Source organism: Saccharopolyspora sp. NPDC002376, from assembly GCF_053593195.1.
Map to the genome: position 1 here is coordinate 1 of NZ_JBSFBZ010000064.1, position 22,143 is coordinate 22,143.

Here is a 22,143-nt window from a genome sequence, read left to right on the forward strand (position 1 = left end):
GAGCTGGAACGACAACGTCCGGTGCGCCCGCTGCACGGCCTTCGCGCGCTTGTCACCCACCGCATTGACGTGGGCATCAACAGTGCTGCGCTCCAGCGAGGTCAACGAGAACTCGGCAGCCACCGCCAGACCCGTGCCAATGGTGAGCACACCCACGAGTGCAAGGCCGAGAACGGCCATCAAGATTTCTATCACCGGCCACCCCGCGGGCAGCCGCGCGCAAGATCAGAAACGCCGGGACAACAACCCGGCTCGGTACTACCCCCGTCGGGGGATTGTGCCGCAGGCACTGAAGCCGTCACTCCTCGAAAAGGGAAAGATACGAGCCCGATTGTACCGTGATCGATTGCGTGGCAAGGAGAACACAAGCAGCGTCACGCTCGGCCGAGCAGCGCGAGCAGCCTCGTCTGCTCGTCGGCGCCCGCAGGAACTTCGCGCGGCGGGGCGAAGATTCCCAGGTCCTGCCAAGCCTGTACCTGCGGGGCGAACACGGTGTGCAGCTCCGCCACCAGCTCGGGGTTCAGCTGCTCAGCAGCGCCGATACCGCGGGCCAAGTCCCAAGCGTGCACTGCCAGGTCCGCGGTCATCTGCCAGCCGTAGTCCTCGGCCGGGATGACTCCGCCGGTGACATGCACCTCACCGCTGGTCGCGCCCGGCGCGTCCCACGCCCGCCGCGCCGCGTCGGCGGCTTCGGTCCACGCGCTGATCGGATCGCTGCCCAGCACATCGCCGTCGAAACGGTCGCCGACCTCGTCGAGGGTGGCGCCGTCGAGCAACCACGGTGCCCACAGCTGCTCGCCGACGAGGTGATTCAGCAGGTCGCGGACGTTCCACTCCGAACACGGCGTAGGGTTGTCCCATTGCTCCGCTTCGATGCGTTGCACCCGAGCGTCGAATTCCGCCATCGCGGTGCGGTGAGCCGTCAACAGCTGCACGATTCCTCCTGGCGTAGTGGTGTGAATCAGGTCACCGCAACGTTCTCAGATGCTGGCTGACCCGCAGCTAACGGCCCTCAGTGTGGCTCGATCGCCGTCGTGCGTCGTGCGCGGCGAGGCGGGTTTACGCCCCGGTGGTCTGGGCCACTTGGGGGAGTCGTAACCTGCCGAACAAGTTTCTACGTGTCGGTAACCACCGGCTGGCACCAACCGAAGGCGGCCATCGCCGCCTGGTCAACGAGAGGACGTGATCGTGAGTTCACCCACGGTTACGGATGCACCGCAGAAGGGGTTCTTCGGACACCCCCGTGGCCTGTCGACGCTGTTCTTCACCGAGATGTGGGAGCGCTTCTCCTACTACGGGATGCGGGCGATCCTCGCCTACTTCCTGTACGCCTCGATCGCCGACGGCGGTCTGGCAATCCCGGAATCCACCGCGCTGTCGGTGGTCGGCATCTACGGCGCCTCGGTGTACATGACCGGTGTGGTCGGTGGTTGGCTGGCCGACCGCGTGATGGGCTCGCAGGCAGCGGTGTTCTACGGCGGCGTGGTCATCATGCTCGGCCACATCTGCCTGGCCCTGCCCGGTGGTGCCTCCACGGTGGTGCTCGGCCTGGTGCTGCTGACCATCGGTACCGGTCTGCTCAAGCCGAACGTGTCGGGCCTGGTCGGTGGCCTCTACAGCGACGACGACGTACGTCGCGACGCCGGCTTCTCGATCTACTACATGGGCATCAACCTGGGGGGCTTCCTCGCCCCGTTCGTCGCCGGCACGCTCGGTGAGCGGGTCGGCTGGCACTGGGGCTTCGGTGCCGCCGCGGTGGGTATGGCGATCGGTCTGGTCCAGTACTCGCTGGGCCGCAAGAACCTCGGTTCGGTCGGGCTCAAGCCCGTCAACCCGCTGCCCGCGGCGCACAAGGGCCGCGTGCTGGGCCGCGCGATCGGCATCGCCGTGCTGTTCATCGCGGTGCTCGGCGGCATGTCGGTGAGCGGTGTGCTGGGCCTGGACGGCCTGGTCAACGTCGTCAGCATCATCTCCGCGGTGCTGCCGATCATCTACTTCGCGGTGATGCTGTCGAGCAAGGAGATCACCAAGGTCGAGCGCGACCGGCTGATCGCCTACATCCCGCTGTTCCTGGCCACCGCGCTGTTCTTCCTGCTTTTCGAGCAGCAGCCGAACACCCTGGCCAACCTGGCCGAGGCGGACACCGACCTGAACGTCCTCGGGTTCGTGGTCCCGGCTTCGTGGTTCCAGTCGATCAACTCGCTGGCGATCATCATCCTCGCGCCGGTGATGGCCGCGCTGTGGATGAAGCTGGGCAGTCGTCAGCCCACCACCCCGCAGAAGTTCGTCGGCGGCCTGTTCTTCGTCGGCGTCGCGTTCCTGTGGGTCGTGCTGTCGAAGGTCGTCGTCGGCGAGGACAAGCACCTGCCGCTGATGCTGGCGCTGGTGTTCGTGATCATGACCGTCGGTGAGCTGCTGCTCTCCCCGGTGGGCCTGTCGGCCAGCACCAAGCTGGCGCCGAAGGTCTTCACCTCCCAGACCATGGGCCTGTACTTCCTGGCCCCGGCGATGGGCCAGGGCCTGGGCGCCCAGTTGGTGAAGGCGTACTCGGTGGAAAACCAGGAGATCTACTTCGGCATCGTCGGTCTGGCCACCATCGGCTGCGCCGCGCTGCTCCTGGTCTTCTCCAAGAGCATCAAGCGCAAGATGCACGGCGTGCTCTGAGTACCTGTCTGACGGCTGGTTTGCGTATCAAAGACAGGCACTGAGCCGTTCGCGTTGCGGAAGGCCGGGTCCGGATTCGGGCCCGGCCTTCCGCGCTTTCACGGCAGGTCGAGCGTCTTCTGCTTGGTCGCCGGGGCCGTCGGGTCCGGCGCCGGGTGCCCGGGGATCTCCACGTCGTCGGACGGCAGCGTCCCGTTGACCAGGTAGTCGGTGCCGATGCGATCCGCTTCGGCGTTGCCGGCCAGCGCCCACACCCCGTGCTTGCCCGCGTCCCGCTCGGTGACCAGCACCGAGGACGGCAGCGAGTGGTGCATCTCCAGCGCGCCCTCGTACGGGGTGGCCACGTCGTGCTCGGAGTTGAACAGCAGGACCGGCGGCAGGCCGGCACCGGTGATCTTCAGCGGCTCCTGCCGGGGCGCTTGCCAGAACCGGCAGGGCGCCACGGTCCAGCTGTTGTACCAAGCGGCCAATGGGTAGTCGTCGGCCAGCCGCTCGGAGTCGCGCTCCCACTCGCGCTGCCGGGTCGGCCACGGCGCGTCCGCGCACTCCACCGCGTTGTAGATGGCGTTGCCGTTCTCCGCCAGCTCGTCCTTGGGCTTGACCTGGTCGACGAGCTTCTTGTCGTCGTTGCGGAGGTGGAAGTCGGCCAGCCCCTCGGCCAGCGGCTTCCAGGAGGTCTCGCCGTAGAGCACGTTGAAGGTGAGGTCGATGAACTCCGAGGGGCCGAGCTTGCCGTGGGGCGCCTTGCGCAGTTCGGCCTGCACGCCGTCCCACGCCGCCTGCACCTGGCCGCGCTCGGTGCCCAGGTGGAAGACGTCGTCGTGCTGGGCGATCCAGTCGAAGTACAAACCCACCCGCTCCTGGGCAGCGATGCCCTGGTTGAGGTTGTTGCGATACCAGATCTCCGAGGTGTCTGGGTTGACCATGCTGTCCAAGATCATCCGGTCCACGTGCTGCGGGAACAGCTGCCCGTACACCGCGCCCAGGTAGGTGCCGTAGGAGTAGCCGAGGTAGCTGATCTTCTGCTCGCCGAGGGCTTCCCGGATCCGGTCCACGTCGCGGGCGTTGGTCGGCGTGTTCAGGTGCGGCAGGTACTTCCCGGCGCGCTGCTGGCAGCCGTCGGCGTACTGCTGGGCGCGCTGCCAGTTCTGCTCGCGGGCCTGCGGGGCGTCCGGGTCGGGCAGCGGCGTCTTCCAGTAGGTGCCCGGGTCGACGCAGTTGATCGGGGTGCTGTGCGCGACGTTGCGGGTGTCGAAGCCGATCAGGTCGTAGTTGTCGAGCACCGCGGCGGGCAGCTGGGCGGCCAGCGATCCGGCGAAGCCAACGCCCGGACCGCCGGGGCCACCGGGGTTGATCAGCAGCGATCCGCGGCGGGCTTCGGGTTTGCGCGCGGGCTGCTTGGAGACCAGCAGTCGCAGCTGCTCGCCGGACGGGTCGCGGTAGTCCAGCGGGACCTGCAGTTCGGCGCACTGCAGCTGCGGGTAGGGCTTGCTGACGTCTTCCGGGCACGGCCCGAACTGCAGGCCCGGTGCGGCCTGCGCGGTCGTCCCAGTGACCGCGGTGCTGGCGAGCACTGCGGCACCGGCCAGACCGAGTGCGAACGAGCGCTTCACTGAAGTTCTCCTCACGGAGCGGAATCGGAATGATCCGGAGCGTATTCGATCGGCTGCCGCGGGTCCCGGCACCTCGCCGTTTCGGGATTCCCCGGAGGTGTTCAAACGCGCTGTTCTGCTGCGGTGCCGAGTTCGCGGGCGAGGTCTTCGATGATCTGGGTGGTGCGGTCGAGCCAGCGGATCGTGCGGTGCAGCGAGGTCGGGCCGTCGGTGAGCGACTCGGCGATGTCGTGAAGCTCGTCGGCTGTGCGGTGCGCGGAGTCCATCGCTGAGGTGAAGTCCACCTGCGCTTCGCCGGTCATCGACTCCACCGCGTCGGCCAGCGCCCACAGCAGCTCGGACAGGCGGGTGCGGGTGTCGTCGTCGACCATGTCCGCGGTGGCCGAAAGCGCCACCGCCAGGTTGCGCACGTAATAGGCGCAGCCGCTGATCATCGTCACGGTCCGCTGCACCTGGCTGCGGCGGGACCGCAGCCGGTAGGAGGTCAGCGGCCGGGTGCTGCGGACGACCTTCTGCAGGACGTCGTCGAGCTCGCGCATCGACTCCTGCAGTCCGGTGACCTCGCCCCGCTCGCTGATCTCGGTCCCGGTGCCGCGCAGGAAGTCCCGCAGCGCCAGAAGGAAGTCCTCCGTGTTGGTGCGCACCAGGGACCGCGTGCGAGTGGGCAGGACGAACACCGAGGCCAGCACGCCCGCGCTGGCTCCGACGGCGGTCTCCCACAGCCGGGTCTCCAGCACGGTGGCGTCGAAGATGCTGAGCATGCCGTAGAGGGCGCCGAGCAGCGTGGTGATGAAGAACGTCATCACCGCGTAGGAGAAACCGGCGAAGTAGAAACCGAGGAACACGCAGATCAGGATCATGCCGATCTCGGCGGCCAGGTTCCCGGAGATCTGCGCGGCGACCAGGATCCCGGCCACCACGCCCAGCACCGTGCCCGCGGTGCGCTGCCACGCCCGCACCAGCAGTTCGCCGCGGCTGTTGGTGCTGATGAACACCACGAACGCGGTGATCACCGCCCAGTACCACCGGTTCGGCGAGACCAGCTGGCCGAACACGATCGCCAGCGCCGTCGCGCAGGTGACCTGGACGGCCATCCGAACTTCTGGGCGCTGCAACCCGGTTTCGACCGGTTCAGCGGGTTCGGCATCCGAGTCCTCGGCGGGTTCGGGTTCGGGCTCGGCGCGGTCTTCGTCGAGCTCGCCGGTGGCGTCGGACAGCTCGGCCAGGCAGGTGCCCAGCCGTCGCACCGCCATCGCGACCGCCACCGAGCCCTGCTGCTCGATCCCTTCGGCTACGCTCCGGGTGGCCACCCGGAGGTCCTGCGGGTCGGCGTGCAGCACCGCCAGCAGCGCACCGACCGCCTGCGGCACGGTGTCGCCGCCGCTGGGGTGGTCGACCAGCCGCAGCAGCGGGGTGAGCAGGTTCTCGGCGGCGAGCTCGACGTCGAGGATGCGCTGGCGCAGGCGGTCGCGACCTGCTTCGTCGAGCGAGTCGAGTTGGCCGACGGCGTTCTCCAACATCAGCGACGTCTCGTTGAGGCGCACCGATCGATTGGTCAGCTCGCGCCGCCGCGCCACCGATTCGGGCTGTTCGGCGACGTCCCGAACGGCGTGCAGCAGGCCGTGCACCTGCGCTTGCATCGTCCGGCGACCGCGTTCGAGCACGCCTTCGGGATAGTCGCGCAGCACCAGGAACCGCAGCACGAACGCGGCCAGCGCACCGGCGATCGCCGCCGCGAACAGCGCGGGCAGCTGAGCCAGCTTCGGGGGCAGGAACATCGCGAAGAAGTAGCCCATGAACGCGACCATGCCCAGCGGGAAGAACCGCGGGCCGAAGCGGCGGATGTAGACCGCCACGAAGATCACGACCAGGAACACCAGGACGTGCACCAGCGGCCAGCGCGCGGTGAGGATCGCCAGCAGCAGCGCGGCCGTCGCCGGCAGCGGCATCAGCAGGGTGGTGATCTGCTGCTGGCGCCGATGCGGATCGTTGACGCCGAGCGAGGAGTTGATCGCCACCACGGCGCCGAGCATCGCCAGCGGCAGCGGTTGACCCCACCAGGCCAGCACCGGGAGCAGGACCGCGATGGTCAGCGCGACCGAGAGGGTGACCCGCGTCGCGGTGCGCAGCCTGCGCATGGACGGGTCAGAGGCGAGGAAGCGATTCCACCACTCGCTCCACATAGCGCCGCGGGCTCCTTCGCGCTCAGCCGATCAGGCCTGCGAGATTACGCCGGATCTCCGCTCAGCGGGCGCGCGCGATGGCGCCGGACGCTCTCCTCGACCAGGTCCAGAACCGGGGTCAGGTGCTGCGCGGGCAGACCCATCGCCAGGTGCGAGAGCAGGCCCTCGAGCACCAGTTCCAGGTAGGCGGTCAGCACGTCGATGTCGACGTCGTCGCGGAGGTTGCCGGCTTGCTTCTGCCACTCCAGACGCGCCCGGGTGGCGGTGGTCAGCTGCTCGGAGCGCTGCGCCCAGCGCTCCCGGAACTCCTCGTCGGTGCGCAGTCGCCGGGAGACCTCCAGCCGGGTGCCCAGCCAGTCCGCGCCCAGAGCAGGAGCGCCGGTGCTGGAGGCGTTGAGCAGGTTGCGCATGACCTGCACCAGACCCTGCTCGGCCACCACGTCGGCCATCCGGGTCGCGTCGTCCTCGGCGAGGGCGAGGAAAAGCGACTCCTTGTCCTTGAAGTGGTGGAAGATCGCTCCGCGGGAGAGCGCGGTGGCTTCTTCCAGGCGGCGCACGGTGGCGCCTTCGTAGCCGAAGCGCGCGAAGCACGACCGGGAGCCGTCGAGGATCTGACGGCGCCGGGCGTCGAGGTGGTCTTGGCTGACCCGAGGCATATCCTGATCGTCCCAGGACGCACCAGAGGATTGCAATCCGTACGTACGTTTTGCTATATAGCTCCCACTGATCGGGCACGCGTCCGATCAGGTGGATGGACCCTGGAAAACCCGAATCCTGTTAACACTTGGCGCGATCGAGAACAAGGGTCGCGACCATGAAGGGGGCGCGGTAGCGTCGGTGACCGGCCAATTACGGACGGTGATCATGTTGCCGGTCTCGATCGATCCTGCCGCCGCTGACTTCCCGACCTCCCGCGTTCGAACCAGAGCGGAGGCCGAGGCCTACGTCGCCTCGGTGTGCTTCAAGCACGGCCCACCGAAATTGATGGGCATCGAACTCGAATGGACCGTGCACCATCAGGACGACCCAGCTCGACCGCTCGACGCCGCGACGCTGATCGACGCGCTCGGCGAACACGCGCCCCGCTCCCTGGTCCCGGACAGCCCGCACCGCACGCTGCCGAACGGTTCGGTGCTCACCGTCGAACCCGGTGGCCAGGTCGAGGTCTCCAGCCTCCCCACGACTTCCATGCGCTCGCTGTTCACCGTGGTCGCCGCCGATGCCGCGCACGTGGCGCGCCGGTTGGGCCGTGCCGGTCTGGTGCTCGGCGAGCAGGGCACTGACCCGTGTCGGCATCCCCGGCGGATCCTGCGGGTGCCGCGTTATGCGGCGATGGAAACCGCCTTCGACCGCATCGGTCTGGACGGCCGGTTGATGATGTGCAGCACCGCCGGGGTGCAGGTGTGTCTGGACGCCGGTGAACCGGATCGGGTGGCCGCTCGCTGGGCCGCGCTGCACGCGCTCGGGCCGGTCATGATGGCGACCTTCGCCAATTCACCGCAGCTGTTCGGCGAGCGCACCGGCTGGGTGTCGACCCGCACCCGCGCGCTGCTGCGCACCGATCCGCCGCGCACCCGTCCGGGCTCGATCACCGCCGATCCGGCCGGGAGCTGGGCCAGGCGTGTACTGGACACCGCTTTGGTCTGCCGGCGGCGTGAAGGCGACGACTGGACGGTGCCCAGCGGGATCAGCTTCGCGGAGTGGATCCACGGCACCCTGCCGGACCCGCCCACCCACGACGACCTCGACTACCACCTCACCACCGTGTTCCCGCCGGTTCGGCCGCGCGGCTACCTGGAGGTCCGCTACCTGGACGCCCAGCCCGGCGACGGCTGGATGCTCCCGGCCGCGGCGCTGATCGCGCTGTTCCGCGACGAGTCCACTGTGGATGAGGTGTTGGCGCTGACGTCCCCGGCGGTGGGCCGCTGGGTGCACGCGGCGCGGCACGGCCTGCTCGACCGGACCTTGGCGCACGTCGCCGAGGACGTCTTCGAGCTGGCCTGCCGACTGCTCGACGGGCCGGACGTCCCGGCGGGGCTGTCCGGTCAGCTGGCCGACTTCGTGGCGCGGCGCATCGCCGCGACCGGCGATCGCTGATCACTGCGGAGGTATCCGGTGAACCTGGCAGAACTGAGCGATGAAGACCTGCGCGCGCACGTGGCCGCGGAGCTGGCGCGCACCCGGCAGCGCAGCGCCGAGCTGACCGACTCCGTCGACGACGAGGACCTGGTCAAGCAGCACTCGCCGCTGATGTCCCCGCTGGTGTGGGACCTGGCGCACGTGGGCAGCCAGGAGGAGCTGTGGCTGGTGCGCGACGTCGGGGGAGCCGAGGCGATCCGCCCGGACATCGACGACCTCTACGACGCCTTCCAGCACGCCCGCTCCGACCGCCCGCGGCTACCGCTGCTGGGACCGGCCGAGGCCCGCGACTACGTCGGAACGGTGCGCGACAAGGTCTTCGACCTGCTGGAGCGCACCCCGCTGGAGGGACGGCGGCTGGTCGACCAGGCCTTCGCCTTCGGCATGATCGTGCAGCACGAGCAGCAGCACGACGAGACGATGCTGGCCACCCACCAGCTGCGCAGCGGAGCACCCGCGCTGACCGCCGAACCGCCACCATCCGATGTGGACGTCCTGCCGTCCGAAGTGTTCGTGCCCGGCGGCCCGTTCACCATGGGCACTTCCACTGAGCCGTGGGCGCTGGACAACGAACGCCCGGCGCACCAGGTGCACGTGGACGACTTCTACCTCGACAGCGCACCGGTCACCAACGGCCAGTACCTGGCCTTCATCGGCGCCGGTGGCTACGCCGACCCGCACTGGTGGAGCGAGGCGGGCTGGACGTACCGGCAGCGCGCCGAGCTGCAGGCGCCCCGGTTCTGGCAGCGCGACGGCGACCGGTGGTTGCGCCGCCGCTTCGGTCATGTCGAACCGGTGCCGGAAGCGGAACCTGTGGTGCACGTCAGCTTCCACGAGGCCGAGGCTTACGCGGCGTGGGCCGGAAAGCGGCTGCCCACCGAGCAGGAGTGGGAGAAGGCGGCGCGCTTCGACCCGAGCAGCGGCCGGTCGCTGCGATACCCGTGGGGCGACGACGATCCGGGCCCGGAGCACGCCAACCTCGGTCAGCAGCACTTGCAGCCAGCGCCCGCCGGAGCCTATGCGGCCGGTGCTGCGCCCTGCGGCGCGCGGCAGCTCATCGGTGACGTGTGGGAGTGGACGGCCACCGACTTCCTGCCGTACCCGGGGTTCGCGGCGTTTCCGTACCGCGAGTATTCGGAGGTGTTCTTCGGTCCCGAGTACAAGGTGCTGCGCGGTGGTTCGTTCGGCACCGACCGGGCCGCCTGCCGGGGCACCTTCCGCAACTGGGACTACCCGATCCGCAGGCAGATCTTCGCCGGGTTCCGCTGCGCCCGCACCCCGCGGGCGGGGGAGCACGGCTGAACCATGTGCCGACACGTGGGATACCTGGGACCGGCGGTCGCGCTGGCCGACCTGCTGCTGGAACCCGAGCACTCGCTGCTGGAGCAGACGTGGGCGCCCGCCGACATGCGCGGTGGCGGCACCATCAACGCTGATGGCTTCGGCGTCGGCTGGTACCGGGCGGACGGCTCCACTGCCCGCTACCGCTCGGCGGTTCCGATGTGGACGGACCAGTCCTTCCGGGACACCGCGAGCGAAGTGCGCAGCGGTGCGGTGGTCGCGGCAGTACGCTCGGCGACCATCGGGATGCCGGTGGTGCCCGGTGCCTGCGCGCCGTTCACCGACGGCAGCTGGCTGTTCAGCCACAACGGGCGGGTCAGCGGCTGGCCTGACTCGGTGGCCAAGCTGGCCGCGCGGCTGGAAGTGGTCGACCTGCTGACGTTGGAGGCTGTCACCGACTCGGCGCTGCTGTGGGCGGTGCTGCGGCAGCGGCTCCTCGCCGGGGCCGAGCCCGCGGTGGCGGTGTCGGACCTGGTCGGCGAGGTGGTCGCTGCAGCACCGGATTCGCGGCTGAACCTGCTGCTCAGCGACGGAACCCGGTTGGTGGCCACGACGTGGACGCACTCGCTGTGGGTGCGACAGGGCTCCACCGCTGTGACCGTCGCGTCCGAACCGTTCGGCGCGCGGGTCGGGTGGCGCGAAGTCCCGGACCGGAATGTGGTCGTCGCAGATGTCGACGACGTTCAGGTGCGGCCGCTGGCCGAGATGGGGGAGCGATGAGCGAACCGGAACTGATCGTGCGATTCACCGCTGAGGACGCGGCCCGCGAGCTGCGCGCCGACGTTCGCGAGGGGATGACCGAAGAGCCGAAGTGGTTGTCCCCCAAGTGGTTCTACGACGCTGAGGGCAGCGAGCTGTTCGAGCAGATCACCACGTTGCCGGAGTACTACCAGACCCGGGCCGAGCAGCAGATCCTGCAGCGCAACGCGATGGACATCGCCGAGGCCACCGGCGCGGCCACGCTGGTGGAGCTCGGATCGGGATCGTCGGAGAAGACCCGCCTGCTGCTCGACGCCCTGCGCAAGCACGGGACGCTGCGCCGGTTCGTGCCGCTGGACGTGTCGGTTTCCGCGCTGCTGGCCGCAGTGGATGCCATCGCGCTGGACTACCCGGAGCTGCTCGTGCGCGGTGTGGTCGACGACTTCACCAGCGGGCTCGGTGCGCTGGATGCGGGTACTGATCGGCTGGTGGCGTTCCTCGGTGGCACGATCGGCAACCTGCTGCCCGCCGAACGAGCCGGGTTCTTCACCTCGGTCCGCTCCGCGCTGCGACCGGGGGAATGGTTGCTGCTGGGCACGGATCTGGTGAAGGACCCGGGCCGGTTGGTCAGCGCCTACGACGACTCGCTAGGGGTGACCGCGGAGTTCAACCGCAACGTGCTGCGCGTGCTGAACCGCGAACTGCGCGCCGACTTCGACCCCGGGGCGTTCCGGCACGTGGCGCTGTGGAACGCCGAGCAGGAGTGGATCGAGATGCGGTTGCGCGCCCAGCGGCCGATGCGCGTGGAGCTGGCCGATCTGGCGCTGACCGCCGACTTCGACGAGGGCGAGGAGATCCGCACCGAGATCTCGGCGAAGTTCCGGCGGGAACGAGTCCAGGACGAGCTCACCGCCGCCGGGTTCGAGCTGCGGCACTGGTGGCTCGACGACGCCGGCGACTTCGCCCTGTCCCTGGCAGTGGCGCGATGAGTTGAAGGATGGGCTCTCACGACGTGATCGAGCGGGTGACGCCGGCGAGGCAGCGTACGCAGGGCATCCCGGCTGGTTTCTCGGAGACCTCCGCCTGGTTCGCGGGGATCTCCACGCCGCAGAAGGTCATCCACTCGGCCGGGATCCCGGTGCCCGGCGTGGTCGCCAGGTGCGCCTCGCGGCGGGTTTCGCCGACTATGCCGAACGTGTACCGGACGGCCACGGTTCTGTTCATGACGGGCCCCCCGGCATTCGCTCTGCAGCCCGCAGGCAATCCCCGCACGTCGGCCACAACCAGTTCAACGCCGTTGGTTCGGCGGCGTCGATCTGCTTCCCGCACAGCGTCGTGATCAGCTCGCCCTCGTGGTGCTGTCCGGACGGCACGGTCCCGTCGATCGCGTGGCAGTGCTGGCCGGCCGGCTGCCAGTGATGTTCGAGTTGGATCATTCTCCCCACCTCCGCGGATTGAGACTGGTCCACGCGGAATCGGTGACGAGCAATCCATCGACGTTGACCCGTTCGGCCCAACGATCACGGACAAAACGGACCTGGTGGCCACTCGGACGGCGTAGTGATCAGACGAATGTGCACGTTGCGTGATCGCCGTGAGAATGGCCGTGAAGCTGGCCGCGCGCGTTGGCCACTGGGGGGAGGTGCCTCGGCGCGCGGCCAGCGAGATCAAGGCTACACCCCGGCATGCGCCGGGTATACGCGCGTTATATCGCGGTCGGATAGGTTCTCGGCATGACGCCGCAGGAGCTCGAAGCCGCTTGTCTGCGCATGACCGGTGCGCGCGAGGAGTTCCCGTTCGACGAGCACAACAGCGTTTTCAAGATCGGTGGCAAGATCTTCGCGATCAGCAGGTTGGGCGCCGAACCACTGCGAGTGTCGCTCAAGTGCGAGCCGGAACTGGCCGTGCAGCTGCGCATGAGTTACCCGGCGATCACCGGCGGGTACCACCTGAACAAGCGGCACTGGAACACCGTGCTGCTCGACGGTTCGGTCCCGGACGAGCTGGTCCGGGACATGATCGAGGACTCCTACGACCTCGTCGTCGCCGGACTGCCCAAGCGGGAGCAGGAGAAGCTGCGCTGGCGCGGCTTGAGCGAACGCGGCTGAGCCGATCCCACCTAGTGAACAGTGCTTGCGCCGCGTTGCCTAGGCATTACGCTTCGGGGCGTGATCCACTTGGTTGCTCGCCGCTACGTCGATCTCGTCCGCGTGACCGCTTCGGCTTGTTGATCCGTACTCGCCGCGCGCGCTGAGCGTCGCACCCCCGCACTTTCCTCGGCGGTTCCGCCCGTCGCCGTACTCGCCTGCACGTCTTCGCCGCGGCAGGTTCACGCTTTCAGCACAGGAGATTGCCCCGTGAGTTCCGATTGGTCCTTCGACACCCTGCAGGTGCACGCCGGAGCCGAGCCCGACCCCACCACCGGGGCGCGCGCCGTGCCGATCTACCAGACCACCTCCTACGTCTTCCGCGACACCGAGCACGCGGCGAACCTGTTCAACCTCAGCGAATCCGGCAACATCTACACCCGGATCAACAACCCCACCCAGGAGGTGCTGGAGAACCGGGTGGCCGCGCTGGAAGGCGGCGTGGCGGCGGTGGCGCTGGCGTCGGGGCAGGCCGCCGAGACGCTGGCCATCCTCACCCTCGCCGGGGCCGGTGACCACGTGGTGTCCAGCTCGTCGCTGTACGGCGGCACCCACAACCTGTTCCAACACACGCTGCCGAAGTTCGGCATCGAGGTCAGCTTCGTCGAGGACCCCGACGACATCGAGTCGTGGCGGGCCGCCGCGCGGCCGAACACCAAGGCGTTCTTCGCGGAGGGGCTGGGCAACCCGCGCTCCAACGTGCTGGACGTGCGCGCGGTCGCCGACGTCGCCCACGAGGTCGGCGTACCGCTGATCGTCGACAACACCGTGACGACGCCGTTCCTTCTCAAGCCGATCGAGCACGGCGCCGACATCGTGGTGCACTCGGCGACGAAGTACCTCGGCGGCCACGGCACCGCGGTCGGCGGCATCGTCGTCGACGGCGGCACCTTCGACTTCGGCGCGAACGCCGACCGCTTCCCCGGTTTCCACGACCCGGACCCCAGCTACAACGGCCTGCAGTACTGGCCGGCCCTCGGCCACGGCGCGTTCGCGGCGAAGCTGCGGGTGCAGGGCCTGCGCGACCTCGGCCCGGCGATCTCGCCGTTCAACGCCTTCCTGATCCTGCAGGGCCTGGAAACGCTGTCGCTGCGCCTCGAGCGGCACGTCCGCAACGCGCAGGACCTCGCCGAGTGGCTGAGCGCCCGCGACGAGGTTGAATCCGTGCACTACGCGGGACTTCCCAGCAGCCCGTGGTACGAGCGCGGGCAGAAGTACCTGCCGGGCGGCGCGGGTGCGATCGTCGCGTTCGAGCTGCGCGGGGGAGTGGACGCTGGACGGGCGTTCGTCGACGGCGTGGAGCTGTTCAGCCACCTGGTCAACATCGGTGACGTGCGCAGCCTCATCGCCCACCCGGCGAGCACCACGCACGGCCAGCTCAACGAGCATGACCAGAAGCTGGCGGGCGTGACCCCGGGTCTGGTGCGGCTCTCGGTGGGCATCGAGGCGGTCGAGGACCTCAAGGCCGACCTCGAAGCCGGTTTCCGCGCAGCGAAGGCTGCGCTGGAGCGATGACGCAGACACACGGCGCCTCTCCCGCCACCGGTGCGTGGCGGGAGGGGAGCCCTGTTGGTCGCCGCCGCTGGTTCCAGCTGCCCGAGCCGCTGGTGCTGGAGGCGGGCGGCGCGCTCCCGCAGGTTTCCCTAGCTTACGAGACCTGGGGAGAGCTCAACGCGGACGCCTCCAACGCGGTGCTGGTGCTGCACGCCCTGACCGGCGACAGCCACGTGTCGGGTCCGGCCGATGAAGGACACCCCAGCCCCGGCTGGTGGGACGGGCTCATCGGCCCCGGTCGCGCGCTGGACACCGATCGCTGGTTCGTCATCGCGCCGAACGTCATCGGCGGCTGCCAGGGCAGCACCGGTCCGGCATCGACCGCGCCCGACGGACGGCCGTGGGGCGGGCGGTTCCCGGCGATCACCGTGCGGGACTCGGTGCAGGCGGAAGTTCAGCTCGCCGACGCGCTCGGCATCCGGCGGTGGGCTGCCGTGCTCGGCGGTTCGTTCGGCGGGATGCGCGCGCTGGAGTGGGCTGTTGGGCATCCGGAACGGGTGGCGGCGGCCCTGGTGCTGAGCAGCTGCGCGGTGGCCTCCGCTGAGCAGATCTCCTGGTCCGGGGTGCAGGTCCAGGCGATTCGCAGCGATCCGGACTGGCTCGACGGCCACTACCACGATCTTCCGGACGGTCGCGGTCCGCACGCGGGGCTCGGGGTGGCGCGGCGGATCGCGCACATCACCTACCGGAGCCCGCAGGAGCTGGAGCAGCGGTTCGGCGCTCAGCCCCAGGACGGCGAACACCCTTGGCTCGGCGGGCGTTACGCCGTCGAATCCTATTTGGACCATCACGCGGACAAGCTCGCGCGCCGGTTCGACGCGGCGAGCTACGTACTGCTCGCGCAAGCCATGTCCAGTCACGACGTCGGGCGCGGTCGCGGCGGGGTGGAAGCTGCGCTGCGCCGGATCACGGCGCGCACCCTCGTCGCCGGAGTGGACAGCGACCGGCTTTTCCCGCTGGAGCAGCAGCGATGGTTGGCCGAGCAGACTCCCGCAGCCGCTCCGGTGCGCACGATTGTTTCGCCGTACGGTCACGACGGTTTCCTGATCGAGGTGGACCAGGTAGGCCGAATCGTCGGCGAGTTGCTGGCTTGACGCGCGTAGCACAACCGTTGGGGCGCAGGCAAATTCCGTTTTTTCCACCCAGACTCTGAAACGATTTCGAGTCGGCTGTGCTGGATGTGGACACGCTGATCTCCGAGATCGAGGAGCTGGCGGCGTGAACTTCGACTGGCAGGGCATCGGACCGGTGCTGCTCCCTTCGGCCAGCGAGGCCGGGTGGATGGCTTTGGGACCGCTTTGCATGCCGGCAGTGGTGTTCCAGCTCGGGAAACTCATTGCGTATGCGCCGAGACGACACGCCTTTGAGGTTGTTGACCAGCCGTGAGACCGCGACTTTGGGTGGGAAGGTCGTCAGCACGGTGCGCGTGGGTCGACAAAACCCGGTGCCAGAGGGTGCTTGGGGATCTGCTTGACGTTCGGGCTGCGGCGGGGTTAGTCTCTCGCCTCAACGACAGGCATAGACGAAGAGCCACTGTCAGCGGACTTCGTCGTGCCTTCATCGCGTTGGATCGCTGTCAGCGGCCTTCACCTCCGAGAGGTGGCGATCCGTGGCCGCACCTTCGAATCCGGCGCACAGAATCTCCGGCGTCCCGCACGTGGCGGCGTTGATCAACGGTCTGGAGCGGTTGCCCGGCAAGGCGAACCTGCTGTGGTATCTGATCCTGGGCGGTCTGTTCCTCGACGCCTATTCCAACGCCGCGCTGAGCGCGGGTCTTTCGCCGATGGTGGAGGAGCTAGGCCTGACCGCCACTCAGGTCGGGCTCCTCACCGCGACCGCGCCGGCCATCGCGATCCTCTTCAACCCGATCGGCGGCTGGCTGGCGGCCCGCATCGGCCGGGTGAAACCGCTGCTGCTGGCCAAGGTCGTCGCGGTGGCCGGTGCCCTGCTGACTGCCTACGCGGGCACCTTCGCGACCGTGTGGTCCGGCCGCGCGCTGGTGGGCATCGCCTACGGCATCGACTTCGCGGTGGCGATGGCCATGCTCGCTGAGTACACGCCGGCCAAGCTCAAAGGACGGCTGAACCTCTGGCAGTGCGTCTGGTACATCGCCACCACCATGAACCTGGCGCTGACGCTGGTGTTCTTCAAGTTCGGCATCGGCACCGACATCTGGCGCTGGTCGGTCGGCTCGGCTGCGGTGTTCGCCGCTGCGCTGTTCGTCCTGCAGCTGCTGTTCCTGGTGGAGAGCCCGGCGTGGCTGGCTTCCCAGGGCAGGCTCGCCGAAGCAGCGAAGTGCCTGCGCCGCATCTACGGATTCGACGTCGTCGCCGGAGAGCGGGACGAGACGCGGTCCGAGCAGCCCGCCATCGGTTTCCGGCACACCGGGGTGCTGTTCCGCAAGCCGTACCTGCCGCGGACCGTGCTGTCCACGATGATCTCGTTGACCCAGTCTATGCAGTACTTCGCCATCGGCTGGTACCTGCCGGTGATCAGCCTGGCGATCTTCGGCGAGCAGTTTGAGAAGGCCACCGTCGGATCGATGGTGTTCAACGCGGCCGGCATCATCGGCGGTGCGGTCTCGGCCTACGTTGGCCGCCGAATGGGGCTGCGGTTGAGCTCCGCGGTGGGCTACGCGATGGCGTTCGCGCTGCTGCTGACGCTGGGCCTCGGCTTCGGCAGCCTGCCCACGGTGCTGGCCTTCACGGTGCCGTTCCTGTTCATCTTCTTCCACTCCGCCGGACCCGGCGCCAACGGCAAGTCGATCGCCGCGCTGTCCTACCGCAGCGACATCCGCACCCTGGGCACCGGGATCACCGGCATGCTGGGCAATTTCGGCAGCGTCATCGGCCTCTACATCTTCCCGCAGATCAAGGAGTCGCTGGGGCTCGGGCCGACCATCGCACTGCTGTCCGTGGTGCCGCTGCTGGGCCTGATCACCTGCTTGATCATCAAGTGGGACCCGACGCGCTCCAGCATCGACCCGGACGAGGAGGACATCGACTTCAAGACGCCCGCACTCGCGGGTCGCTGAGGAGGCCGGAACATGAGCGGAACGCAACGAGGCGTGCTGTCCATCGACGAAGGTTCCACCGGCACCCGAGCCGCGGTGGTCACCGCCGACGGCGCCAGCGGCCAGTCCTTCTACCAGCCGATCGCGGTACTGCACCCCGATCCGCTGCGCGTCGAGCAGGACGCCGACGAACTGTGGCGGCGAACCCTGGAAGTAGCGCAGCAGGCGGTGCGGTGGGCGGGTGACAACGCGGTCGAGATCATCGGCGTCGCATTGTGCACCCAGCGCGCGACAGCGGTGCTGTGGGATCGCGAGACCGGCCGGCCGCTGGCCCCGGCCGTGGTGTGGCAGGACCGCCGCTACGCAGCGGAACTCGACGAGCTGGCGGCGCAGTGGGATCCGGTCCTGCTGGCGCGCACCGGTCGTCCCGTCGGCAGCCGCTCGCCCTTTCTCTGGGCAGCGCGGCAGATCAAGCAGAACCCGCAGGTGGCCGCCGCTGCGGCGGACGGGCGGTTGCTGTTCGGTCCGATCGACACCTGGCTGAGCTGGAACCTCAACGGAGGCACCCGCCACGGTGTCGCGACCTCGAACGCCGCCGCGCTCGGCGGCTACCGGCTGCGCGATCACGCCTGGGACGCCGGGTGGCTGGATGCGGTGGGCTGTCCGGTCGGCCTGGCCCCGCCGCTGGTCGACGACGACGGCGACTTCGGCTGGACCGACCCGGACGTGCTGGGCGTTCGGGTGCCGATCGCCGCGGCGATGGGGGACCAGCACGCATCCCTGATCGCGTTGGGCGCTCTCGAAGCCGGGCAGGGCATGTGCGTGCACGGCACCGGCACCTTCGTCGGTGCGCTGACCGGTGACGAGCCCGCTGACGCGACTTCGGTTGCGGCCGGGGTGCTCGCGTTGCCCGGCTGGCGCTCCGGCGGGCGCACCCGCTTCAGCCTGGAGGCCTACACCGCCACGACCGGGTCGGCGCTGCGCTGGCTGGTCGAGGACCTGCAGCTGTTCGATTCGGCCGAGCAGGTCAGCGAACTCGCCGGAAAGTACCCGCGCGAACGGGAGATGTGGTTCGTGCCCACTCTCGCCGGACTCCGCACGCCCGTCGCGGTGCCCGGTGCGCGGGCCAGCCTGACCGGGTTGAGCCTGGCCACCAGCAGAGCCGGGATCGCCCGCGCCGTCCTGGAAGGCATCGCGCACTCGGTGTGCGACACCGTCGACGGGGTCGGCTCGGCGACGCCTTCAGGGCTGACCCGACTACGGGTCGGCGGTGGTCTCGCGGCCAGCGACGCACTGCTGCAGAGCCAAGCCGACCTGTCTGGCGTCGCCATCGAACGGGCCGCGGATTCGGCCACGGCGAGCCTGCGCGGCGTTGCCTACCTCGCGGGGGTCCGCCTCGGCCTGTGGGGCTCGCTCGACGAAGCACTCCACGCACTCCCCGCCGGTCGCACCTTCGAGCCTGCGATCGGCGAGGACGAACGGCAGGAGCTGCGCGCGCAATGGGGACGCGTGCTCCGGAAGTCACTGCCAGAAGAAGGAACGAAATGCTGAAAATCCCGGGCAGGCGGCCGAATTCGGCCGCGGCCAAGGCAACTCCCGGCGCGCCGGTGACGCTGGACCGACAGCGGGCGCTGCGGCGCCTCGGCGACACCGAGTTCGACGTCCTGGTGATCGGTGGCGGCATCACCGGCGCCTACACCGCGCTGGACGCGGTGTCCCGCGGTCTGTCCGTGGCGCTGGTGGAACGCGACGACTTCGCCTCCGGTACATCGTCGAAGTCGTCGAAGATGGTGCACGGCGGCCTGCGCTACATCGAGCAGGGCAACGTCGACCTGGTCCGGCACTCGCTGCTGGAGCGCCACCGGTTCCGCCGCAACGCCCCGCACCTGGTGCAGCGGCTGCCGTTCCTGTTCCCGATCCTGGAGAAGGAAGGCGTTTTCGACGCCCGCATCGCCAAGGCCTTCGAAGGTCTCTTGTGGACATACGACCTGGTGGGCGGTTGGCGAATCGGCCGCCTGCACCAGCGTCTGTCCCGCAACGAGGTGCTCGCGCACGCGCCGACGCTGCGCGCCGAGAACCTCAAGGGCGGGTTCATGTACTACGACAGCCGCGCCGACGACGCCCGCCTGACCCTCACCGTCGTGCGCACCGCCGCCCACCTCGGCGCGGTCGTCGCCAACGGCGCGAAGGTCGAGCGGCTGCTCAAGACCGGCGGCCGGGTGCGCGGCGCCGAAGTACACGCCGACGGCGAGCAGATCGACGTGCGGGCGCGCGTCGTGGTGAACGCGACCGGGGTGTGGACGGATGGCGTGGATGCGATGGCCGACGACGCGCACCGACCGCAGGTCCGCCCGGCCAAGGGCGTGCACATCGTTGTGCCGTGGTCGAAGATCCGCAACGACTGCACGGTCACCGTGCCGATCCCCGGCCGCGCCCGCCGCGCCACCTGCACCCGCTGGGGCGACGTGGTCGTGCTCGGCACCACTGACACCGACTACGACGGTTCCGTCGACGACGTGCACTGCACCCGCGACGAGATGCAGTTCCTGCTCGACGGCGCCAACGTCGCCTTCGACGTCGACCTCGGTCCTGACGACGTGCTCGGCAGCTACGGTGGCCTGCGACCGCTGGTCGGCGGCAAGGAGGGCGCGACCCTGGACATGCGGCGCGACCACCACGTCGACGTCGGCGCCAGCGGCATGGTCACGGTCACCGGCGGCAAGCTCACCACCAGCCGCCACATGGGCGAACTCGTGGTGAACAAGGTCGCCGGACTGCTCGGCCGAAAGACCCGCAGCCGCACGGCGAAACTCCCGCTGCTGGGCGGGGCGGGCTACGACGCCGAAGCCGTCGGAGCCTCCGGTGGCACCGCTGCGCACCTCGGCGGTCGCTACGGCACCGAAGCCAGGTTCGTCAGCGCGCTCATCGACGAGAACCCCGAGCTCGGCGAACCACTGCTGTCCGGTCAGCCGCACCTGAAGGCCGAGGTCGTCTATGCGGCTCGCTGCGAGATGGCGCGCTCGGTCGACGACGTGCTCTCCCGCCGCACCCGCCTGCGGCTGTTCGCCCGCGACGCCTCCGCTGCCGTCGCCCCGATTGTCGGCGAGCTGCTCGGCGCCGAGTTGGGCCTCACCGAAGCGCAAGTCGCCGAGCAGGTTCGCAGCTACCAGACCGAAATCGCCCGCGAGAAGTCGATCCTGTTGGGAGACCAGGCATGATCAGCCGTCAAACCATCACCCACCCCTTCAACCGCGGCAACTACGTCGTCGGAGCCCCGACTCCGCCCCGCTACGCGGCGCGCACCGAGATCGGCCAGGGCCCGGCGTCGCTGCAGACCAAGGCGGTGGAAGTGCCGGCTGCCGTCGTCACCGAACTGCGCAGCGTCGTCGATGCCGTCCACACCGACCACGACGAGGTCGTGCTGCGCACCCGCGACTGGTGGGCGGGCTCGATGATCGGTGAAACCGCCGACAGCCCGGCGACTCCGGATGCGGTGGTGGTCGAAGCCAGCACCGTCGAGCAGATCCAAGCGGTGGCCAAGCTCTGCCACGACAACACCATTCCGCTGACCGTTTCGGCCGGACGCAGCAACGTCACCGGCGCCGCGCTGCCGGTGTTCGGCGGCGTGGTGCTCGACGTGTGCGGGCTGACCGGCATCACCTCCTTCGACGCCGAATCGCAGATCGTCGAGGTGCGGGCCGGCATGTTCGGCGACCTCTTCGAGCAGGAGCTGCAAGAGACCCACGGCGCCACCACCGGGCACTGGCCCTCGGCGTTCGCCATCTCCACCGTCGGCGGCTGGGTCGCCTGCCGCGGCGCGGGGCAGCTGTCCACCCGCTACGGCAAGATCGAGGACATGGTCGTCGGGCTCGACGTGGTCCTCGCCGACGGATCCCTTGTCACCTTCGGCGATTACCCGCGCGCGGCCACCGGTCCGGACCTGCGGCAGCTGTTCGTCGGTTCGGAAGGCATGTTGGGCATCATCACCTCGGTCCGGCTGCGCACCCACCGGCTCCCGGATCACGCCAAGGCCATCGCCTACGGCTTCGAGACCTTCGCCGACGGCCTGGAAGCCTGCCGGCAGATCATGCAGCGCGGCGCGACCCCGGCCGTCCTGCGGCTCTACGACCAGCTGGAGAGCGGCACCCACTTCGGCCACCCGGACACCAACCTGCTGCTGATCGCCGACGAGGGCGACCCGCTCGTGGTGGAGGCGAGCATGGCGGTCAGCGCCGAGGTGTGCGCGGCGATCGGCACCGAGCTCGACGGCCAGGCGATCTTCGACCGCTGGCTGGACGAGCGGATGCTGGTCGGCAAGTCCTCCGACGGGTTCAAACCCGGCCCGGGATTCGTCGCCGACACCCTGGAGATGGCCGGGTCGTGGGCGAAGCTGCCAGCCATCTACGACGACGTGTGCGCCGCGATCAACAGCGTCCCGGGCACCCTCGCGGCCTCCGCGCACCAGTCGCACGCCTACACCGACGGAGCCTGCCTGTACTTCTCGCTGCGCGGCGACATCGAACCGGAGAACCGGCGCGAGTGGTACCGGGCGGCGTGGGACGCGGCCAACGCGGTGCTGATCCGCCACGGCGCGGCGCTGAGCCACCACCACGGGTCGGGCCTGCTGCGCGGGCCGTACCTGGCCGACGCCTTGGGCACCGGGTTCGGGGTGTTCGAGGCGGTCAAGAACGCGCTGGACCCGCGCGGGGTGCTCAACCCCGGCAAGCTCGGACTGCCGAGCCCGTTCGGGACCGGACCGTTGGACTGAGCTGAGCCGAGGAGTAGTAGTT

The 22,143-nt window shown here is 69.2% G+C and carries 19 protein-coding genes and 2 pseudogenes; 13 read left to right on the top strand and 8 right to left on the bottom strand.

Annotated elements, in window-relative coordinates; all coding sequences use genetic code 11:
* Together ACWCO2_RS31015 and ACWCO2_RS31020 are read right to left on the bottom strand one after the other, a co-directional pair.
* Window positions 1–180: pseudogene (locus ACWCO2_RS31015) on the bottom strand (hypothetical protein); the annotation flags it as partial.
* A 194-nt stretch (window positions 181–374) separates the two neighbouring features.
* A complete protein-coding gene (locus ACWCO2_RS31020) occupies window positions 375–935 on the bottom strand; it encodes a TIGR03086 family metal-binding protein (protein WP_450131338.1) in 561 nt (186 codons plus the stop codon).
* A 253-nt stretch (window positions 936–1,188) separates the two neighbouring features.
* On the opposite strand from ACWCO2_RS31020, the gene ACWCO2_RS31025 reads away from it, so the two are divergent.
* On the top strand, window positions 1,189–2,664 hold the full coding sequence (locus ACWCO2_RS31025) for a peptide MFS transporter (RefSeq protein ID WP_450131339.1): 1,476 nt from the start codon (window positions 1,189–1,191) through the stop codon (window positions 2,662–2,664).
* A 98-nt stretch (window positions 2,665–2,762) separates the two neighbouring features.
* Here ACWCO2_RS31025 and ACWCO2_RS31030 read toward each other — a convergent pair whose 3' ends face one another.
* The 3 genes from ACWCO2_RS31030 to ACWCO2_RS31040 form a co-directional block, all read right to left on the bottom strand.
* On the bottom strand, window positions 2,763–4,277 hold the full coding sequence (locus ACWCO2_RS31030) for an alpha/beta hydrolase (RefSeq protein ID WP_450131340.1): 1,515 nt from the start codon (window positions 4,275–4,277) through the stop codon (window positions 2,763–2,765).
* A 101-nt stretch (window positions 4,278–4,378) separates the two neighbouring features.
* On the bottom strand, window positions 4,379–6,460 hold the full coding sequence (locus tag ACWCO2_RS31035) for an FUSC family protein (RefSeq protein ID WP_450131341.1): 2,082 nt from the start codon (window positions 6,458–6,460) through the stop codon (window positions 4,379–4,381).
* A 44-nt stretch (window positions 6,461–6,504) separates the two neighbouring features.
* Window positions 6,505–7,116, bottom strand: coding sequence for a TetR/AcrR family transcriptional regulator (locus tag ACWCO2_RS31040; RefSeq protein WP_450131342.1), 612 nt, complete (start codon window positions 7,114–7,116; stop codon window positions 6,505–6,507).
* 208 nt (window positions 7,117–7,324) lie between these two features.
* On the opposite strand from ACWCO2_RS31040, the gene egtA reads away from it, so the two are divergent.
* The 4 genes from egtA to egtD are packed head-to-tail and all read left to right on the top strand — an operon-like array spanning window position 7,325 to window position 11,628.
* Window positions 7,325–8,557, top strand: coding sequence for an ergothioneine biosynthesis glutamate--cysteine ligase EgtA (gene egtA, locus ACWCO2_RS31045; RefSeq protein WP_450131343.1), 1,233 nt, complete (start codon window positions 7,325–7,327; stop codon window positions 8,555–8,557).
* Between the two features lie 18 nt (window positions 8,558–8,575).
* A complete protein-coding gene (egtB, locus tag ACWCO2_RS31050; protein ID WP_450131344.1) occupies window positions 8,576–9,901 on the top strand; it encodes an ergothioneine biosynthesis protein EgtB in 1,326 nt (441 codons plus the stop codon).
* A 3-nt stretch (window positions 9,902–9,904) separates the two neighbouring features.
* Window positions 9,905–10,660 (top strand): ergothioneine biosynthesis protein EgtC, encoded by a 756-nt coding sequence (egtC, locus tag ACWCO2_RS31055; RefSeq protein ID WP_450131345.1) that lies wholly within the window; start codon window positions 9,905–9,907, stop codon window positions 10,658–10,660.
* Entirely contained in the window at window positions 10,657–11,628 is a 972-nt protein-coding gene (egtD, locus tag ACWCO2_RS31060; protein WP_450131346.1) for an L-histidine N(alpha)-methyltransferase, read from the top strand. The genes egtC and egtD overlap by 4 nt, the downstream gene beginning before the upstream one ends.
* A 16-nt stretch (window positions 11,629–11,644) precedes the next feature.
* Here egtD and ACWCO2_RS31065 read toward each other — a convergent pair whose 3' ends face one another.
* Together ACWCO2_RS31065 and ACWCO2_RS31070 are read right to left on the bottom strand one after the other, a co-directional pair.
* Window positions 11,645–11,863 carry a hypothetical protein gene (locus ACWCO2_RS31065; protein ID WP_450131347.1) on the bottom strand — a complete coding sequence of 73 codons (219 nt, stop codon included), beginning with the start codon at window positions 11,861–11,863 and terminating at the stop codon, window positions 11,645–11,647.
* Entirely contained in the window at window positions 11,860–12,075 is a 216-nt protein-coding gene (locus tag ACWCO2_RS31070; RefSeq protein WP_450131348.1) for a zinc finger protein, read from the bottom strand. The genes ACWCO2_RS31065 and ACWCO2_RS31070 overlap by 4 nt, the downstream gene beginning before the upstream one ends.
* A 297-nt stretch (window positions 12,076–12,372) precedes the next feature.
* Between ACWCO2_RS31070 and ACWCO2_RS31075 the strand changes: the two genes are divergently transcribed.
* The 4 genes from ACWCO2_RS31075 to metX all read left to right on the top strand — a co-directional run bounded on the left by ACWCO2_RS31075 (window position 12,373) and on the right by metX (window position 15,434).
* The gene (locus tag ACWCO2_RS31075) at window positions 12,373–12,747 is read left to right on the top strand and encodes an MmcQ/YjbR family DNA-binding protein (RefSeq protein ID WP_450131349.1); all 375 of its coding nucleotides are present in this window, start codon (window positions 12,373–12,375) and stop codon (window positions 12,745–12,747) included.
* A gap of 60 nt (window positions 12,748–12,807) precedes the next feature.
* Window positions 12,808–12,870: a putative leader peptide gene (locus tag ACWCO2_RS31080; RefSeq protein ID WP_450131378.1), complete on the top strand. Its 63-nt coding sequence runs from the start codon at window positions 12,808–12,810 to the stop codon at window positions 12,868–12,870.
* A 126-nt stretch (window positions 12,871–12,996) separates the two neighbouring features.
* The gene (locus tag ACWCO2_RS31085) at window positions 12,997–14,301 is read left to right on the top strand and encodes a bifunctional o-acetylhomoserine/o-acetylserine sulfhydrylase (protein WP_450131350.1); all 1,305 of its coding nucleotides are present in this window, start codon (window positions 12,997–12,999) and stop codon (window positions 14,299–14,301) included.
* Complete coding sequence (metX, locus tag ACWCO2_RS31090) at window positions 14,298–15,434, top strand: homoserine O-acetyltransferase MetX (RefSeq protein WP_450131351.1); 1,137 nt, start codon at window positions 14,298–14,300, stop codon at window positions 15,432–15,434. Before ACWCO2_RS31085 ends, metX begins: the two co-directional genes overlap by 4 nt.
* Before the next feature lie 235 nt (window positions 15,435–15,669).
* On the opposite strand, the pseudogene ACWCO2_RS31095 reads toward metX, so the two are convergent.
* Window positions 15,670–15,759, bottom strand: a pseudogene (locus tag ACWCO2_RS31095) (transposase); the annotation flags it as partial.
* A 190-nt stretch (window positions 15,760–15,949) separates the two neighbouring features.
* On the opposite strand from ACWCO2_RS31095, the gene ACWCO2_RS31100 reads away from it, so the two are divergent.
* The 4 genes from ACWCO2_RS31100 to ACWCO2_RS31115 are packed head-to-tail and all read left to right on the top strand — an operon-like array spanning window position 15,950 to window position 22,121.
* Window positions 15,950–17,374, top strand: coding sequence for an MFS transporter (locus ACWCO2_RS31100; RefSeq protein ID WP_450131352.1), 1,425 nt, complete (start codon window positions 15,950–15,952; stop codon window positions 17,372–17,374).
* 12 nt (window positions 17,375–17,386) lie between these two features.
* Entirely contained in the window at window positions 17,387–18,904 is a 1,518-nt protein-coding gene (locus ACWCO2_RS31105; protein WP_450131353.1) for an FGGY family carbohydrate kinase, read from the top strand.
* Window positions 18,898–20,571 carry an FAD-dependent oxidoreductase gene (locus ACWCO2_RS31110; protein ID WP_450131354.1) on the top strand — a complete coding sequence of 558 codons (1,674 nt, stop codon included), beginning with the start codon at window positions 18,898–18,900 and terminating at the stop codon, window positions 20,569–20,571. Before ACWCO2_RS31105 ends, ACWCO2_RS31110 begins: the two co-directional genes overlap by 7 nt.
* Complete coding sequence (locus ACWCO2_RS31115) at window positions 20,568–22,121, top strand: FAD-binding oxidoreductase (protein WP_450131355.1); 1,554 nt, start codon at window positions 20,568–20,570, stop codon at window positions 22,119–22,121. Before ACWCO2_RS31110 ends, ACWCO2_RS31115 begins: the two co-directional genes overlap by 4 nt.
* The last annotated feature ends 22 nt before the right edge of the window (window positions 22,122–22,143 follow it).

Bases quoted from the DNA above. Each gene is read 5' to 3' on its own strand.
- ACWCO2_RS31035 (WP_450131341.1), bottom strand. From the start codon at position 6,460: ATGTGGAGCGAGTGGTGGAATCGCTTCCTCGCCTCTGACCCGTCCATG.
- ACWCO2_RS31040 (WP_450131342.1), bottom strand. From the start codon at position 7,116: ATGCCTCGGGTCAGCCAAGACCACCTCGACGCCCGGCGCCGTCAGATC.
- egtA (WP_450131343.1), top strand. From the start codon at position 7,325: ATGTTGCCGGTCTCGATCGATCCTGCCGCCGCTGACTTCCCGACCTCC.
- egtC (WP_450131345.1), top strand. From the start codon at position 9,905: ATGTGCCGACACGTGGGATACCTGGGACCGGCGGTCGCGCTGGCCGAC.
- egtD (WP_450131346.1), top strand. From the start codon at position 10,657: ATGAGCGAACCGGAACTGATCGTGCGATTCACCGCTGAGGACGCGGCC.
- ACWCO2_RS31065 (WP_450131347.1), bottom strand. From the start codon at position 11,863: ATGAACAGAACCGTGGCCGTCCGGTACACGTTCGGCATAGTCGGCGAA.
- ACWCO2_RS31070 (WP_450131348.1), bottom strand. From the start codon at position 12,075: ATGATCCAACTCGAACATCACTGGCAGCCGGCCGGCCAGCACTGCCAC.
- ACWCO2_RS31075 (WP_450131349.1), top strand. From the start codon at position 12,373: ATGACGCCGCAGGAGCTCGAAGCCGCTTGTCTGCGCATGACCGGTGCG.
- metX (WP_450131351.1), top strand. From the start codon at position 14,298: ATGACGCAGACACACGGCGCCTCTCCCGCCACCGGTGCGTGGCGGGAG.
- ACWCO2_RS31105 (WP_450131353.1), top strand. From the start codon at position 17,387: ATGAGCGGAACGCAACGAGGCGTGCTGTCCATCGACGAAGGTTCCACC.
- ACWCO2_RS31110 (WP_450131354.1), top strand. From the start codon at position 18,898: ATGCTGAAAATCCCGGGCAGGCGGCCGAATTCGGCCGCGGCCAAGGCA.
- ACWCO2_RS31115 (WP_450131355.1), top strand. From the start codon at position 20,568: ATGATCAGCCGTCAAACCATCACCCACCCCTTCAACCGCGGCAACTAC.